The following is a 16,568-nucleotide window of genomic DNA, read 5'->3' on the forward strand; positions in this document are numbered from 1 at the left end:
GTAGCGTGGCCTTTGTCAGCCGCTAAGGCCCTCGCGCGCGATCAGAAAGGCGGCGATCAGGGCCATGGCATACATGAAAGGATAGAATATCTCCGGCTTCATCCGCCGCACGCACCAGGCGCCGGCAAGGGTAGCGAGTGGCGCGAAAGGCAGCAGGGTCGCCGAAGTCGCAAGATTCTGCGTGTCGAGCTGGCCGAGCGCGAAATAGGGGACCAGCTTGATGGCGTTGAGGATCGCGAAGAAACGCACGCTGGTGCCGGTATATTCGCGTGGCTGAAGTTTGAGCGGCAAAGCATAGATCTGGAAGGGGGCGCCGCCTGCATGGGCGACGAAGCTGCCGTAGCCGGAGAAGGCGCCCCAGAGGCCGGCGGCCACCGGCCGCTGGCCGCGCGGCGGAACCACCTTGCCGGCACCCGGGCCGAAATTGTTCCAGAAATAACGCAGGCAGAAGAGGATGGTCACCGCTCCGATGACGATGCGCAGCATATTGGCCGGAACGAGCGCCGAGGTCGCCCACCCGAGCCCGATACCGAAAATTGCGCCCGGCAGCATGATCCTCAGCGTCGCCCAATCGCCATGCCTGCGCCAGATGACGAGCGAGATCATGTCCATGAAGACCAGGATCGGCAGCAGGATCGCCGCGGCTTGGAGCGGCGAGACGACCAGGGCGAGAAATGGCAGGCCGATCAGCGACAAAGCGTCGCCCATGCCGCCTTTTGCTAGGCCGACAAGCAGAACCGCGGGCACGGCGGCGTAGTAGAATGACAAGTCCTGCGGCATGCTTTCGACGACCTCCTCTTGCAAGCCTCCTCTAACGGAACTACTCACACAAAACGAGTGCGGATCCGTCCTTTCGAGAAGGAATTCGCAGGAAACGGAAAGACCTCATGACCGAAGCCGAAAACCGCTGCCGCCTGGTGCTCATCGTCCCCGATATCGCCGACGCCGATGAACAGGCAAAGATCGTCGCCGATGCGCTGAAGGGCGGCGATGTCGCCTCCGTCATCGTGCCGCAATACGGGCTCGACGACGGCGCCTTCCAGAAACATGCCGAAAAGCTGGTGCCGGTGATCCAGGATGCGGGGGCCGCCGCGCTGATTGCAGGCGACAGCCGCGTGGCGGGACGGGCGAAGGCGGATGGCCTGCATATTACCGACAACGCCCAGGCACTGTCGGAGGCGATCGACAAACACGCTCCGAAGCTGATCGTCGGCGGCGGCAATGCCAGCGACCGGCACAATGCGCTGGAGATCGGCGAAGTCAGGCCGGATTATATCTTCTTCGGCAAGCTCGATGGGGATATCAAGCCGGAGGCGCATCCCAAGAACCTTGCGCTCGGCGAATGGTGGGCCTCAATGATCGAAATCCCCTGCATCGTCATGGGCGGCACCGATCCGGCGTCGGCTCTTGCCGTCGCTGAGACCGGAGCAGAGTTCGTGGCGCTGCGGCTGGCGGTATTCGGGGAGCCCGGCCGAGCGCCGTCCATCGTTGCCGAGATCAATGCTCTGCTCGACGAAAAAGCGCCACGGTTTGAGGATTGAAATCCCGCTCATGCCGATCCTGCCCGCCCGCCCTTTGAAATATCTGCTTGCCAGCATGGTCGCCCTCACTGCGGGCGGGTCTGATATCGCCGTGGCGCAGGCACCGGACAGCGTCATCAGACAGCCAGGCACCGCGCCGGCGTCAAGCTTTCGCACCGACCGGCTCCCCAACGGGGATGTGAAGCCCTCGGATGGCGTCGGCGTTTTCGACCGCATGGGCGCGAAGCTGCCCGACCTTCCGCCGGAGAAGGACTACAAAGGGCCGATTGACGAGGCGTACGGCGCCTTTCAGCGCGGTTACTATCTGACCGCGATGGACAAGGCGCTGCCGCGCGCCCAACTGGGCGATCCGGCGGCGCAGACGCTGATTGGCGAAATCCTCTCGCAGGGTCTCGGCGTCAAGAAGGACGTGAAGAACGCCGCCTTCTGGTATGGCAAGGCGGCCGAAGGCGGCGATCCTGCGGCGATGTTCAAATATGCCCTGATGCTGATGGAAGGCCAGGGTGTGCCGCGCGACAAGGCCAAAGCCGACGACTATATGCGCAAGGCCGCCGAAGCCGGCAATCCTTCAGCCGAATTCAACTGGGCGCAGATCCTCGTCGCCGACAATCCCGGCGAAAAGGGGCTGAAGCTCGCGCTGCCGTTCTACGAGAAATCAGCCGAGCAGGGCATTGCCGATTCGCAATATGCCGTGGCGCAGATCTATGGAACGCTGAAGGACCTGCCGCAGGAAAAGAAGCAGCTCGCCCGCGAGTGGATGGCGCGCGCAGCGCGTGCCGGCTTCGACACGGCCCAGCTCGATCTCGGCATCTGGCTCGTCAACGGCGTTGGTGGCCCGAAGGATTACGTCAAGGGTTTCGAATGGCTGAAACTTGCCGCCAATGGCGGCAATGTCGTTGCGCAGAACAAGCTCGCCCATCTCTACATCAACGCCATCGGCACGCCGCCGAACCCGATCGAGGCGGCGAAATGGTATGTGCTGTCGCGCCGTGCGGGGCTTGCCGATCCGGCGCTGGAGGATTTTTATCTCGGCATCGAGGACGATCAGCAGAAGGCGGCTATAGATGCCGCCAACAAATTCCGGCGGCGATAGCCGCCGCGGTTTTATGCTCTAGAAAAGCGCGTCGGCGAAAAGATTCTCGTCGTTTTCGGCTTTAGCGGTCTCGGCAAGCGCTGAAATACTCTCCTCGCTTGCCGGGATGATGTCGCGATGAATGTTGCGCTCCTGGACCATCGTATAGAGCTTGAAAATCTTGCGGTCGAGGGGTGCGATGACCTCCGCGAGATCGGAGATATCGGCGACATCGGTGCCGGCGACGCCTTCGAGCGCATCGGCGCAGCGGGCAAGGACATCGCCGAGTTCGTGCTGGAAGTCGAGCTTGCCGATCAGCAGGCCGATCTTGGCGGCGACCTCGCGGCCGTTCTCGGCGAGCACCTTCAGCTCGTTTTCCATGACATTGGCCGCGGAACGGATGTTGCCGACGGCCGAGGTCAGGCTCTCGCCCAGTCCGCCGACGGTGGTGTCCGTGGTGGGAGCCACGCGCCCTGCGGCGGCTTCGAGCGCCGGCAGGCCGTTGACGATGGCGTCGGCGGATTCATCGAGTTTGCCGGCGAAGATGCGCAGCTCGGCGGTGACGACGTTGATCGATTTGCCTTCCTCGCCAAGCCGGCTGCAGCGCAGATTGGTGTTCAAGGCCATGTAATGGATGTCGGTCCTGACGACGCGAATGTTGACGATGGCTTCGGAAAGCTTGGCGGCCGTGCCGATTGTCGTATGGCTTACCTGGTCAGCCTGCCGGCTTGCCGTGTCGACCTGCTTGACGATCTCGTGGGCGGCAGAAACGCTGGATTCCAGTGCGCGCATGAAATTGCCGCCGGCTTCGCCGCTTTCGGTGCCCATTTGATCGCGCAGCTTTAGGATTTCCCGTATGTCGTGGTCGAAACTCGCAATCGTCTTGACGACGTTCTCCGAATCCCGCTGGAAATTGACGCACATGTCGCTCATCTGCGCCGCTGTCAGATGGTGAACGACATTCTGGAGACGCTGGCGCGCACCGGCGTCGAGCCCGGCGCCATCTTCGCCGGCGAGGAAATCTTCAAGCAGCGAAAAGGTTGCCTGTACATGTTCGATACGCTGACGTGTGATATCGCCGATTTGCAGGGCTGATAGAGTCGAGCTGACCTTGCTCTGGACGCCGCGTGCGATCGCGCCGACCTCGCGGGCGAGGATGCCGAGATTCTTGCGATGTTCGGCGATCTTGGCGGCATCGTCGCGCAGGGCTCCGGCGACGGCCGGAACAGTATCGGCGTAGCTCCTGGAGACGTTAGCCCCGAAGGAGGCGGCGAGTTTGACCTCTTTCTCGAGGCTGTCGAGATGGGCGGCGAAGCGATTCACCTCATCGGTGCCCGAATAGATACGTTCCAAAATCTCCTGCGCGAAGCCGGCGAATTCGGCAAGGCCGGCGCCGGTGATCTTTACAGTCACGGCAAAGGTTCTGAGATAACGCATCGTCTCCTGCATATCGGCGACGTGCTTGCGCAGTTCCCTGCCGGTTTGCGCCAGCGAGATGAGCGCCTGCTGGCGATTTTCTTCGGTGACCGGCAATGCAGTCAGGCTTTCCACCGTAGCGCGGAGATCGGCGCTGGTATCGCTCGCCTCGTTGGCATCGAGTGCCTTGGCGACACTTTCGAGCGAATTCAGCAGGCGGTTGAGGACATCCATCACCGACAGCAGCACCGACCCGCCCTCGAGAAAACGCTCCTCGACTTGGCTGCGGGCGGATTCCAGGATCTGACTGATCTCCCGCCCCGATGTGTAGGCTGCAGCGTTGGATGTTACCAGAGCGTGTGCCACATTTATACCTTTTCTTAAAACGCAGGCCAATTTGACTCTATTTCTACGGGCAGGATGGAAATGTCCGGTAAACGCGCCAGACTCGCCTACGTTGTGATTAATGAAAGGTGTGAGACAAGGCTTTCGGTGCGGCGCATGCCAAGTGAGATCATTTAAGCGTTTGTTCTCATTCTATTATTTCCAAGCTTAGAGAGAAGGATACAACTTATTCTCGATAAGAATTAGGAGTCGCGGAATGCGCTTCTCGTCGGTTTTCTACAACCTCTGTTTACGCTGCATTAACGCTGCCGTGAGAGTCCTCTTAGGGTCGAAAGTATTTCTCGGGCCCAGGAGGCTGCATTGGATACTCAGAGTCAATATTGTGAATCTATAACTTTGCCGGACGTGCTAAACATTCGGCACGCGGCTGAATTACACACCAAGATCAATGGCGCATTTCGTAGTAAAGATACCATCCTCTTTAGCATTCCTGCTGATGCTGAAGCTGATCTGAGTTTCATCCAACTTATGGAAGCGGCCCGCCGTCAAGCAAAAGCCGCCGGAAAGACGCTCAACCTTTCTTCTCCGGCCAGCGGCTCCGTGTTGAACGTACTTGAGCGTTCCGGTTTCATCGAATCCATGGATCATGAAGACTTAAAGTTTTGGTTGCATAAAGAGGTGACATTATGAGTGCCAACATCCTGACGGTAGACGATTCCGCCAGCATCCGCCTGACCACAAAGGTCACGCTGACCAATGCGGGCTACAGCGTCACCGAAGCGGTCAACGGGGCGGAAGGCCTCATTGCGGCCAAGGGCAGCAGCTTCGATCTGATCGTGACGGATCTCAACATGCCTGTCATGGACGGGCTGACGATGATCGAGGAACTGCGCAAGCTGCCGGCGCAGGCCGGTGTTCCGATTATCTTTCTAACGACGGAATCTGACGCCGACCTCAAGGCACGTGCCAAGGCTGCCGGCGCGACCGGCTGGCTGACCAAGCCGTTCGATCCGGAAAATCTCGTTAAGATCGTGAAGAAGGTTCTCGGAAGATGAGTACGCTCGACCCCGTCGCCGTATTCCGCACGGAGGCTGCCGAATGCCTCGAAGCGATCGAGACCGGCCTTCTCGACCTCACGCACCAACTCGACAATAGGGATCTCGTCGACGCGGTATTCCGCGGGCTTCACACGCTCAAGGGATCGGGCGCGATGTTCGGTTTCGAGGCGCTGGCCGCCTTCACCCATCATTGCGAAACGGCCTTCGACCGCGTTCGAAAGGGCGAGGTCGCGGCCACCAGCGAACTCGTCGCCGCCGTTCTCGCCGCCCAGGACCATATGCGTGCCCTCGTCGATCAGCCCGACGCCGATCATGGCGACACCGGGCACAAGCTTCTGGCACAGCTGCAGGCCGCCGTCGGCGCAAAGGCTGCGGCGCCAGCCACCGTCGCAGCGCCCGTGCAGGAGGCGTCGACGAAAAAGACGAGGAACAGCTGGCGCATCCGCTTCAGCCTGCCGGCCAATTCGATGGCCAACGGCACCAATCCGCTCGGCCTGCTGGACGAACTGCGCGATCTCGGCGAATGCACCGTGCGCGCCGACACTTCGGCCATTCCGCCCCTCGATGAGCTCACGCCGACGGAACTCTATATTTCCTGGGATGTGACGCTGATTAGCGAGCAGGACCGTTCAGCGATCGACGACGTCTTCATCTTCGTGCTCGACGACATGGAACTCAGCGTCGAGGAGATCGACGGCACGGTAGCGGCAACGGCCGCTCCGGCTGAAACAATGCCGGTGCCTGCCGCTGCCGCCTCAGCACCACCACCGCCTGTCCCGGCTGCCGCCGTGCCGGAATTTCGTCCCGTCGAAGCGGTTCCCGTCAAGCGTGAGGCACCCGCCGCCAGCCAGGCGAAGGCTGCCGAGAACGTGCGCGTTCCGGCAGAGCGCCTGGACGAACTGATGGACCGCGTCGGTGAGCTCGTGATCGCGCAATCGCGCCTCAGCCAGCTCGCGAGCGCCAGCACCGATATCGCACTGCGCTCCGTCTCGGAAGAAATCGAACGTCTGTCCGGCGAATTGCGCGACACGATGATGGTGCTGCGCATGGTGCCGGTTGCGACTCTCTTTTCCCGTTTTCGCCGCCTCGTCCACGATCTTGCCCGCGAGACCGGCAAGGTGATCGAGTTGGTGACGGAAGGCGAGAGCACCGAGGTCGATAAAACGGTGATCGAACGGCTGGCCGATCCGCTGGTGCACCTGGTGCGCAACTCGATCGATCACGGCCTCGAAGTGCCCGCCGACCGCCTTGCCGCCGGCAAGGCCAAAGCCGGCACGGTAACACTTTCGGCCCGTCAGGCCGGTGGCGAGGTGATTATCTCGATCAAGGACGACGGCCGCGGCATCAACCGTGAACGGGTCCGCGCCAAGGCGGAATCCTCCGGCCTCATCCATCCGGGCCAGCCGCTTTCTGACCCCGAGCTCTTGCAACTGATCTTTGCTCCCGGGTTTTCGACGGCGGCGGCGATCACCAATCTGTCCGGCCGCGGCGTCGGCATGGACGTGGTCAAGAAGACGGTCGAAGAGCTTCGCGGCGCGATCGATATCGTCAGTGTGCCCGGACAGGGTTCGGAAGTGTCACTGCGCATTCCGCTGACGCTTGCCATTATCGACGGTCTGTTGGTGCGTGTCGGTACCGGCCGTTACGTCATCCCGCTTTCGGCCGTCGAGGAATGCCTCGAACTGTCGCTCGAGGAGGATCTGCGCTCGCGCGGCCGCAGCTTCATCTCGCTACGCGACAGCCTGGTGCCGTTCCTGCGCCTGCGGGATCTTTTCCGCACCGGCACGAAGCCCGACGTGCACCAGAAGGTCGTCGTCATCTCGACCGGCACGGAGCGCGTGGGGCTCGTCGTCGACCAGATCATCGGCGACCATCAGACTGTCATCAAGTCGATGTCGAAACTGCACAACGACGTGGCGACCTTTTCCGGCGCCACCATTCTAGGCGACGGCAGCGTCGCCCTCATTCTCGACGTCGGGCACCTGGTTGCCGCGGGTCAGCAACAGGAGGCGCAATTGCGGGTAGCAGGATGAGTGCAGCAGCAACAGCCGAACGTTTCGACAATCATTGGAGCTATGCCGAGGAAGTCGAGGTCCTGACCTTCGATCTCAACGGCGAGACTTTTGCGCTGGAGGCGGTCATCGTCCAGGAAATCCTGGATCTGCTTCCGGAGACGGCGGTGCCGGGCAGCCAGCCCTTCGTCGCCAGCGTCATCAACTTCCGCGGCAAGGTCATTCCGCTCGCCGACCTGCGTCTCGCTTTCGGGATGGAGGCGACGGAGGCGACGATCGACAGCCGCTTCATCGTCATCGAGATCGATCTGCAGGGCGAGCCGACGCTCGTCGGCCTCAGAACCGATAAGGTGAACGAGGTGACGACACTCGCAAAGACCGCGAGCGAGGCGCCACCGAGCGTCGGCATGCGCTGGCGGGCCGACTACATCAACTGCCTGGTGAAGAGGGGCGGAGAGTTCATCATTCTCCCGAATCTGCAGGCGATTTTTTCATCGCGACATGACGCAGCTGGGGCCGTCAGTTGACGGCACTTAATCCAAGAGGGGTTGGGACGATGAGACTGAAAATCAAGACGAAACTGGTGACGGCGTTCACCTTTATCATTCTCATGTTATTGGGCACTGCCGCTTATGGCATTTTCAGCCTTGGATCACTGAACGATACCATCGGCAATCTTCTTGCCGGCCCGGCAGCCCGCCTCGACCTTGCGCAGCAGATCAACATCGCGCAGCTCGAAGCCATCCGCCAACAGAAGAACCTGCTCACCGCCCGTACTTCCGAAGAAAGTGCCCGTGCGACCGACAAGGGCAACGCGGCTCGTAAGGATTTCAGCGATGCCTTCAACCAGGTTCTGGCGCTTGCCACGGAAGAAGGCAAGGCGCGTTGGGCGCGTATTGCCGAGCTTTCCAAGGCCTTCAACGCAGCCGACGACCAGATCCGCGACTATCTGAAGGCCGGCAATGCGGACGGTGCCAACACTATCTCCATCACGACGGCGCGTGCCGCCGCCAACGATATTGACTCGACACTCGCCGAAATTCTTGCGCTTGAGAAGCAGCGCATGAAGACCGCCGACGCCGATGCCGACGCGCAGTATGCGACCACACGCATGACGATGATTGCCGTCGCTGCCGTTGCACTGCTGGTTGCCGCGATCACGGCCTTCTGGATCGCCAGCACGATCAGCAAAGGCCTCGGCCGCGCCAACACCGTGGTTCGCGAAGTGTCCGAAGGCGACCTGACGAAAATGGCCGATATCACCAGCCATGACGAAATCGGCGAGCTTCTGGGCAATGTCAACATCATGATCGAACGCCTGCGGGGCGTCGTCGCCGATGCGCTGTCGGCCGCGGAGAACGTCTCGTCCGGCAGCCAGCAGCTTTCGGCGAGCTCCGAACAGGTGTCGCAGGGCGCCACGGAGCAGGCCGCGTCCGCCGAGGAGGCCTCCGCTTCGATGGAGCAGATGGCCGCCAACATCAAGCAGAATGCCGACAACGCCGCCCAGACCGAAAAGATCGCCCGCCAGTCGGCCAGGGACGCCGAAGCCAGCGGCGAAGCGGTAACGCGCGCTGTCGACGCCATGCGCACGATCGCCCAGAAGATCGGCATCGTGCAGGAGATCGCCCGTCAGACCGATCTGCTGGCCCTCAATGCCGCAGTCGAAGCCGCACGCGCCGGCGAACACGGTAAAGGTTTTGCCGTGGTCGCCTCGGAAGTGCGCAAGCTTGCCGAACGCAGCCAGTCGGCGGCGGCCGAAATCAGCTCGATGTCCGGTGATACCGTCAAGGCCGCCGCTGATGCCGGTGAGATGCTCGGCCGCCTGGTGCCCGACATCCGCAAGACGGCGGAACTCGTTTCCGAGATCAGCGCCGCCTGCCGTGAGCAGGATATCGGTGCGTCGCAGATCAACGAAGCGATCCAGCAGCTCGACAAGGTAACGCAGCAGAACGCCGGCGCCTCCGAACAGATGTCGGCAACGTCCGAAGAGCTCGCTTCGCAGGCGGAAGAACTCCAGACGTCGATCGCCTTCTTCAAGGTCGATACGACCGGCAGCACGCGGCTCGGCGCTCAGAAGATGCCGGCGAGCGGCTCAGCCAAGGTGATCAAGGCCCCGGCGCGCAAGCCTGCGTCGCAGGCCCAAAGCCAGCGCCGCGGTCAGACGGTTTCGGCTCAGCAGCAGCGTCTCAAGGGCTTTGCTCTCGATATGTCGATGGGCGGTCCGGACGCCAGTGACGACGATTTTCGGGAAAGCGCGTAGGGGCTTCCCGGGGACGCGCATAGCGTTCCGCCGGCGAGGCAGCTGAGCCGCCTCCGCCCTCATCGGAAATCTCGGGCCGCTCCGGTGGCCCGAGGCGGAATATCCCCAACGCGTGTAGGCGTTGGCGCTGCGACGATAGATGTCCGGCTGCCGGGAAGTGAATGCAGTCGCTTTCCCTCTTTCAGACACGTCACTCTGAAGTTCGGCGTTCCCGGATCGGAACGTCTCTCTATTCAATCGTTTTGGCGCATAAATGGGGTATCACATGCGTTTCACTATCAAACTGAAATTAGGTCTCGCTTTCGGGATCATGACGCTGCTGCTGATCGGCATTGCGGTTTATGGAAGCTTCAGCCTCGGCACTTTGAACGAGGCGAGCAGCAACTTGATCAACGGCCCGATGCGCCGGCTGGAACTGGCGCTGAACGCAAACATCGCCGAAGTTAACGCCATTCGGGCTCAGAAGAACGCGCTGCTTTCCACCGATCCGGACGCGGCCGCCGGTTTCTACAAAGAGGCCGATCAGAATCTGCAGGCCATGTTCGACGCTGTCGACGCCGGCTTGGCCATCGCCTCTCCGGAAGGGAAGCCGCATTGGGAGAAGCTGCGGAGCGTTGGCGGGAAATTCCGCGAGAAGTCCGCCGAGCTGCAGCAACTCGATGTCAGGGGTGACAAGGCAGGCGCCCTGGCGCTTTCACTTGGCGATCTCCGGGCGATGACCGGCGACATGGGCGATGCGATCGCAGCCCTCACCGAGATCCAGCGTAAAGGCATGCAAGCGACCGATCAGTCGAACAGCGATCTTTACAATTCCACCAAGCTCATCCTCACCACAGCATCCGGGCTCGCCGTGCTTGTGGCGCTCGGCGCCGCATTGTGGATCACGCTCGGCATCAACAATGGTCTGAGAAAGATCACGAGCGTCGCAAACGCCGTGGCAATCGGCGATCTCAATCAGAAAGTCGACGTCAGGACCAATGACGAGATCAAGGACCTCATCGAGACGGTCAACACCATGACCGCCAATCTGCGCGCGACCGCCGCCCTTGCCGACCAGATCGCCACGGGCGATCTGACCACCGATGCCAAGCCTCTCTCGGACAAGGACTCGCTCGGGATTGCGATGCAGAGCATGATCGCCAATCTGAGGACCACGGCGGGGATTGCCAACCAGATCGCCAATGGCGATCTCACCGTGTCTCCGAAGCCGCTTTCCGACAAGGATGCGCTGGGCCTTGCGCTGGAGCAGATGGTCGAGCGGTTGCGCGGTGTGGTCGCGGACGCGATTTCGGCCGCCGAGAACGTCTCCTCTGGCAGCCAGCAGCTCTCATCGAGTTCCGAGCAGGTGTCGCAGGGCGCTACCGAGCAGGCGGCTTCGGCCGAAGAAGCTTCCGCCTCGATGGAGGAGATGGCCTCCAACATCAAGCAGAATGCCGACAATGCCGCCCAGACCGAGAAAATCGCCCGGCAGTCGGCCAAGGACGCGGAAGCCAGCGGCGAAGCCGTCGCCCGAGCGGTTGATGCCATGCGCACGATCGCACAGAAGATCGGCATCGTGCAGGAGATCGCCCGTCAGACCGACCTCCTGGCTCTCAACGCTGCCGTCGAAGCCGCACGCGCCGGCGAGCATGGTAAAGGTTTTGCCGTAGTGGCCTCGGAAGTGCGCAAGCTTGCCGAACGCAGCCAGTCGGCCGCTGCCGAAATCAGCGCCATGTCAGGCGACACAGTGACAGCCGCCCAGGAAGCCGGCGAAATGCTGGGGCGCCTGGTGCCTGATATCCGCAAGACGGCGGAACTCGTTTCCGAGATCAGTGCCGCCTGCCGTGAGCAGGATATCGGTGCAGCCCAGATCAATGAGGCGATCCAGCAGCTCGACAAGGTGACGCAGCAGAACGCCGGCGCCTCCGAACAGATGTCGGCAACGTCCGAAGAGCTCGCTTCGCAGGCGGAAGAACTGCAGACCTCGATTGCCTTCTTCAAGGTCGATATTGCGGGTGGGCGCCGCGATCGCACACAGGGCGCCAAGATGACGGTTCGTAGCCCGGCCCCTGCCGCTCGCAAGCCGGCGGCCAAGAAGCCGGCCGCCGACAGCGTTGCAGGCCAGCAGGCCCGCGTGAAGGGCTTTGCCCTCGACCTGTCGATGGGCGGCCCTGACGCCGGCGACGACGATTTCAGGGAGAGCGCATGACGCTTCCCAGAGAATAGGCGGCTTTCCCTTGCAACTGTCGTGGGCCAGCCAGCACGGCCCGCGACGCAATTCCGGCGCCCCGGGGGCGTCGCCACGGAAGTCCGCCAATTCTTCTTACCTGTCTTCGCCTGCCGGACTTTCTTTGCTGCATGACGCCGCGCGCCCGGTCCATATCATTGCTTCGCTCTCAGAGAGGAATATTGAGATGCGTATTACGATCAAACTCAAACTCGCAGCCGCATTTGGTGTCGTCATACTATTGCTGGTGGGTAGCGCGATTTATGGCATCATCAGTCTCAGTTCGCTGAACGACGCTGTCGGCAGCCTTATCTCCGGTCCTGCAAAAAGCCTCGAACTGGCTCTGGAGGCCAAGACGGCCGAGCTCAATGCGGTTCGCTGGCAGAAGAATGCCCTTCTGGAAATGAATCCCGAAACAGCGGTCAAGAACTATCAGAACTCGGCAAAGAGCGCGGATGATATGCTCGCCTTCGCTACCAGCGGTGAACAGCTCGCAACCACCGAGAGCAAACCCAACTGGGATAGGCTGATCGAGCTGGCCAAGCGCTTCAGCGAAGGTTCCGCCAGAGTTGCCGCCATCCAAGAAAGCGGTGACAGGGCAGGGGCCGCAGCGCTTTCGTCAGGAGAGGTTCGCGCTGTCGTCGTGGAACTGGAAGAGGTGTTCGAGGCGCTTGTATCGCTGCAGCAAAAGGCCATGATACAGGCTGATAACGACACTGAAGTCCTCTATGGCTCTACCAAGAACATGCTGATCGTCATTGCGGTTGGTGCGTCAGTTATCGCTTTCGCGGCTGCATTGTGGATAGCCCTCGGCGTCAACAGCGGCCTGCGCAAGATCATGGACGTTGCCAATGCCGTCGCCATCGGCGACCTAAACCAGAAGGTGGAGATCAAGAGTAATGACGAGATCAGGGATCTCGTGAATACAATCAATGTCATGACCGATAATCTTCGAGCCACCGCCGACATCGCTACGCAAATCGCCGGCGGCGACCTGAGGGTCTCGCCGAAGCCGCTGTCGGAGAAGGATACACTGGGCATCGCGCTGGAACAGATGGTCGAACGGCTGCGCGGCGTCGTCGCCGATGCGATCTCGGCCGCCGAGAACGTCTCGGCCGGCAGCCAGGAACTTTCGGCAAGCTCCGAACAGGTGTCACAGGGTGCCAGCGAACAGGCAGCCTCCGCCGAAGAGGCTTCCGCCTCAATGGAGGAGATGGCCGCCAATATCAAGCAGAATGCCGACAATGCTGCCCAGACAGAAAAGATCGCTCGCCAGTCGGCCAAAGATGCGGAGATGAGCGGCGAAGCCGTTTCGCGCGCGGTGCAGGCGATGCGGACCATCGCCGACAAGATCAGCATAGTCCAGGAAATCGCCCGCCAGACCGATCTGTTGGCGCTGAACGCCGCCGTCGAAGCGGCGCGCGCCGGCGAACATGGCAAGGGCTTTGCGGTCGTCGCCTCCGAGGTGCGCAAGCTTGCTGAGCGCAGCCAGTCGGCGGCGACCGAAATCAGCTCTATGTCGGGCGATACCGTTAAGGCTGCCCAGGAAGCCGGCGACATGCTCGGCCGCCTGGTGCCAGACATTCGTAAGACGGCCGAACTCGTGGCCGAGATCAGCGCCGCCTGCCGCGAGCAGGACGTCGGTGCGGCCCAGATCAATGAAGCGATCCAGCAGCTCGACAAGGTGACGCAGCAGAATGCCGGTGCCTCCGAGCAGATGTCTGCGACCTCCGAGGAACTTGCCTCCCAGGCCGAGGAACTGCAGGCCTCGATCGCCTTCTTCAACGTCGATGCGGCCGGCAACCGCCAGTCCCGCACGCCGGCCGCCAGAATGACGGTCCGCAGTCCGGTTCAGGGCTCCGCCCGCAAGACTGCCGCCAAGAAACCGGCCAACAGCGTTGCCGGTCAACAGGCGCGGGTGAAAGGTTTCGCTCTCGATCTCTCCATGGGCGGCCCCGATGATTGGGACGCTGAATTCAAGGAAAGCGCATGATCATGGCTACCACATCTCTGGAAGCGCAATTCGTGACCTTCAGCCTCGGCGACGAGATTTTCGCCGTGCCGGTTGAGGTCGTACGGGAAATCCTCGACTATGCGGAAGCCTTCAAGATTCCGAACGGTCCCGACTATCTGCTCGGACTGCGCGACGTGCGCGGGCAAGGCGTGCCGACCATCGATCTTCGCTTGAAGCTTGGCATGACCAAGACCGTGCCGACGCCGCACACGCGGGTGCTGGTGCTCGACGTGCCGATGGAAAGCCGGCTCCTGACTCTGGGCCTCGTCGCCGACCGCGTCTTCGAGGTCACTCCGTTCCGGCGCGACCAGATCGAGGCGGCGCCCGACATCGGCGTGCGCTGGCGTTCGGATTATATCGCCGGCGTCGTTCGCCGTGATAACGGCTTCGTTGTCATCATCGATCTTGCACGACTCCTGTCGCGCGAGGACGCCTCGGCACTGCAATCGGCAGCCTGACGCCGCCTCAAATCGGAGTTCTGCGTTCTATGAGTATGGCAGCTGTGGAAACCCAATTGCCGGGCGACCGGATCAGCAAGCGCAATTTCGACAAGCTTGCGCATTTCATCTACGACTATAGCGGCATCAAGATGCCGCCGACCAAGCTGACGATGCTCGAGGGGCGGCTGAGGCGCCGCCTTCGCGCGACCAACCATTCGACCTTCGACGATTATTGCGATTTTCTGTTCAATCACGATGGGCTTGTCCAGGAAACCGTCTACCTCATCGACGTGGTGACGACCAACAAGACCGACTTCTTCCGGGAAGCCAAGCATTTTGAATATATGCAGACCGTGGCGCTGCCGGCGATCGCCAATAGCGGTGTGCGCACCATCCGCACCTGGAGCTCGGCCTGCTCGACGGGAGCCGAACCCTATACGATGGCAATGGTGCTAGCGGAATTCGCGGAAGGCCGCAGGGATGTTTCCTATAGCGTGCTTGCCACCGATCTTTCCACCGACGTGCTGCAGACGGCGCGTCAGGGCATCTATCCGGAAGACCTGATTGCGCCCGTGCCGCGCGACCTGCAGCGCAAATATGTGCTGGTCGCCAAGCAGTCTGGCCGCAAGGAGGTGCGCATAAACCCGAAGCTGCGCAGCAGAGTGGGGTTTGCACGGATGAACCTGATGGACGACAAATATCCCGTTGGCGACTTGATGAACGTCATCTTCTGCCGCAACGTGCTGATCTACTTCGACAAGCAGACCCAGGCGGGCGTGCTCAGCCGCCTCTGCGATTGCCTGGCGAAGGGCGGCTATCTGTTCATCGGTCATTCCGAATCGATCACCGGCTTCGACCTGCCGCTGAAGCAGGTCTCGAATACGGTGTTTCAGCGTATCTAGAGGCATTCATGCGCAAGAAAATCCGGGTTCTCATCATCGACGATTCCGCCAGCGTCCGGCAGACGCTGGCTCATGTGCTGGAGCAGGATCCTGATATCGAGATCATGGCAGTGGCGTCCGATCCTTTCGTGGCGGCGCGGAGGCTGCAGGAGGAGATTCCCGACGTCATCACGCTCGACGTGGAGATGCCGCGCATGGACGGCATCACCTTCCTGCGCAAACTGATGTCGCAGCGGCCGATCCCGGTCGTGATGTGTTCGTCGCTGACGGAAGCGGGCTCGGAAACGCTGATCCAGGCGCTGGAGGCGGGCGCCGTCGACGTCATTCTGAAATCGAAGATCGGCGCCGCCGACGGTCTTGCCGATGATGCGATGCGCATTCGCGAAGTCGTCAAGAGCGCCTCGCACGCGCGACTTTCCATCGCGCGCCGTGCCGCCGGAACCATTCGTTCCGCTTCCGCCGAGGGACCGGCCAAGAAGCTGACGGCCGATGCCATGCTGCCGCCGCCAACGGGCCGCGCCATGGCGAAGACGACGGAGATGGTCGTCTGCGTCGGCGCCTCCACCGGCGGAACCGAAGCGTTGCGCGAATTCCTGGAGGAGCTGCCGGCCAATGCGCCCGGCATGGTGATCGTCCAGCATATGCCGGAGAAATTCACAGCCGCCTTCGCCAAGCGCCTGAACGGGCTCTGCGAGGTCGAGGTCAAGGAGGCCGTCGACGGCGATCCGGTGCTGCGCGGCCATGTGCTGATCGCGCCCGGTGACAAGCACACGCTGCTCGAACGCCAGGGTGCGCGCTATTATGTGAGCGTGAAGACCGGGCCGCTGGTCTCCCGCCACCGGCCTTCCGTCGACGTGCTCTTCCGTTCGGCGGCGCGCTCGGCCGGCTCGAACGCCATGGGGATCATCATGACGGGTATGGGCGACGACGGTGCGCGCGGCATGCTGGAGATGCATGAAGCCGGCGCCTATACCGTGGCCCAGGACGAGGCGAGTTCGGTTGTCTTCGGCATGCCGAAGGAGGCGATTGCAAAAGGCGGCGTCGACCGCATTCTGCCGCTCGATCAGATCGCCCGCGAAGTCCTGATAACGCAGCAGAAGTTCTGAGGCCGGTCCAGTTCCAATGGCAAATAAGGCCGACGCTTTTCAGGCCTGTGAGCAGCCCTCCGTGCCTCCCCTTGAAATTTCCGCGATTTTGTGGTCTTGAGGCCGCCAATCTTTGCTAGCGCTGCCTGTCATGCATGTTCAGGGACATTTCCCGCCCCTGGCAGCGCGCGTCCCGTATCAGTCCCAAGGAAATGCG

General features: G+C 61.7%; 14 protein-coding genes. 12 read left to right on the forward strand and 2 right to left on the reverse strand.

Features of this window, described 5'->3' with window-relative positions; genetic code table 11:
- Positions 1-15 precede the first annotated feature (15 nt).
- Complete coding sequence (locus FHT70_RS02970; protein ID WP_183698789.1) at positions 16-780, reverse strand: sulfite exporter TauE/SafE family protein; 765 nt, start codon at positions 778-780, stop codon at positions 16-18.
- 107 nt (positions 781-887) lie between these two features.
- Here FHT70_RS02970 and FHT70_RS02975 point away from each other — a divergent pair, with 107 nt between their 5' ends.
- Both FHT70_RS02975 and FHT70_RS02980 read left to right on the forward strand, forming a co-directional pair.
- Positions 888-1,541, forward strand: coding sequence for a thiamine phosphate synthase (locus FHT70_RS02975; protein WP_183698791.1), 654 nt, complete (start codon positions 888-890; stop codon positions 1,539-1,541).
- Between the two features lie 10 nt (positions 1,542-1,551).
- On the forward strand, positions 1,552-2,634 hold the full coding sequence (locus FHT70_RS02980) for a tetratricopeptide repeat protein (RefSeq protein ID WP_183698793.1): 1,083 nt from the start codon (positions 1,552-1,554) through the stop codon (positions 2,632-2,634).
- An 18-nt stretch (positions 2,635-2,652) separates the two neighbouring features.
- On the opposite strand, the gene FHT70_RS02985 is transcribed toward FHT70_RS02980, so the two are convergent.
- Positions 2,653-4,395, reverse strand: coding sequence for a chemotaxis protein (locus FHT70_RS02985; RefSeq protein WP_183698795.1), 1,743 nt, complete (start codon positions 4,393-4,395; stop codon positions 2,653-2,655).
- A gap of 339 nt (positions 4,396-4,734) precedes the next feature.
- Here FHT70_RS02985 and FHT70_RS02990 point away from each other — a divergent pair, with 339 nt between their 5' ends.
- The 10 genes from FHT70_RS02990 (at position 4,735) to FHT70_RS03035 (ending at position 16,372) form a co-directional block, all read left to right on the forward strand.
- On the forward strand, positions 4,735-5,064 hold the full coding sequence (locus FHT70_RS02990) for an STAS domain-containing protein (RefSeq protein WP_183698797.1): 330 nt from the start codon (positions 4,735-4,737) through the stop codon (positions 5,062-5,064).
- Entirely contained in the window at positions 5,061-5,429 is a 369-nt protein-coding gene (locus FHT70_RS02995) for a response regulator (protein ID WP_085779372.1), read from the forward strand. The genes FHT70_RS02990 and FHT70_RS02995 overlap by 4 nt, the downstream gene beginning before the upstream one ends.
- A complete protein-coding gene (locus FHT70_RS03000) occupies positions 5,426-7,465 on the forward strand; it encodes a chemotaxis protein CheA (protein WP_183698799.1) in 2,040 nt (679 codons plus the stop codon). Before FHT70_RS02995 ends, FHT70_RS03000 begins: the two co-directional genes overlap by 4 nt.
- Positions 7,462-7,971: a chemotaxis protein CheW gene (locus tag FHT70_RS03005; protein WP_183698801.1), complete on the forward strand. Its 510-nt coding sequence runs from the start codon at positions 7,462-7,464 to the stop codon at positions 7,969-7,971. The genes FHT70_RS03000 and FHT70_RS03005 overlap by 4 nt, the downstream gene beginning before the upstream one ends.
- Before the next feature lie 29 nt (positions 7,972-8,000).
- Positions 8,001-9,704 (forward strand): methyl-accepting chemotaxis protein, encoded by a 1,704-nt coding sequence (locus FHT70_RS03010; RefSeq protein WP_183698803.1) that lies wholly within the window; start codon positions 8,001-8,003, stop codon positions 9,702-9,704.
- A 265-nt stretch (positions 9,705-9,969) separates the two neighbouring features.
- Positions 9,970-11,892, forward strand: a complete 1,923-nt coding sequence (locus FHT70_RS03015; protein ID WP_183698804.1) for a methyl-accepting chemotaxis protein — start codon at positions 9,970-9,972, stop codon at positions 11,890-11,892.
- Between the two features lie 205 nt (positions 11,893-12,097).
- Entirely contained in the window at positions 12,098-13,903 is a 1,806-nt protein-coding gene (locus FHT70_RS03020) for a methyl-accepting chemotaxis protein (protein WP_183698806.1), read from the forward strand.
- On the forward strand, positions 13,900-14,382 hold the full coding sequence (locus FHT70_RS03025) for a chemotaxis protein CheW (RefSeq protein ID WP_183698808.1): 483 nt from the start codon (positions 13,900-13,902) through the stop codon (positions 14,380-14,382). The genes FHT70_RS03020 and FHT70_RS03025 overlap by 4 nt, the downstream gene beginning before the upstream one ends.
- 29 nt (positions 14,383-14,411) lie before the next feature.
- Positions 14,412-15,266, forward strand: a complete 855-nt coding sequence (locus FHT70_RS03030) for a CheR family methyltransferase (protein WP_183698810.1) — start codon at positions 14,412-14,414, stop codon at positions 15,264-15,266.
- An 8-nt stretch (positions 15,267-15,274) separates the two neighbouring features.
- Complete coding sequence (locus FHT70_RS03035) at positions 15,275-16,372, forward strand: chemotaxis response regulator protein-glutamate methylesterase (protein ID WP_183698812.1); 1,098 nt, start codon at positions 15,275-15,277, stop codon at positions 16,370-16,372.
- The last annotated feature ends 196 nt before the right edge of the window (positions 16,373-16,568 follow it).

Source organism: Rhizobium sp. BK049 (assembly GCF_014193135.1).
GTDB lineage: Bacteria > Pseudomonadota > Alphaproteobacteria > Rhizobiales > Rhizobiaceae > Rhizobium.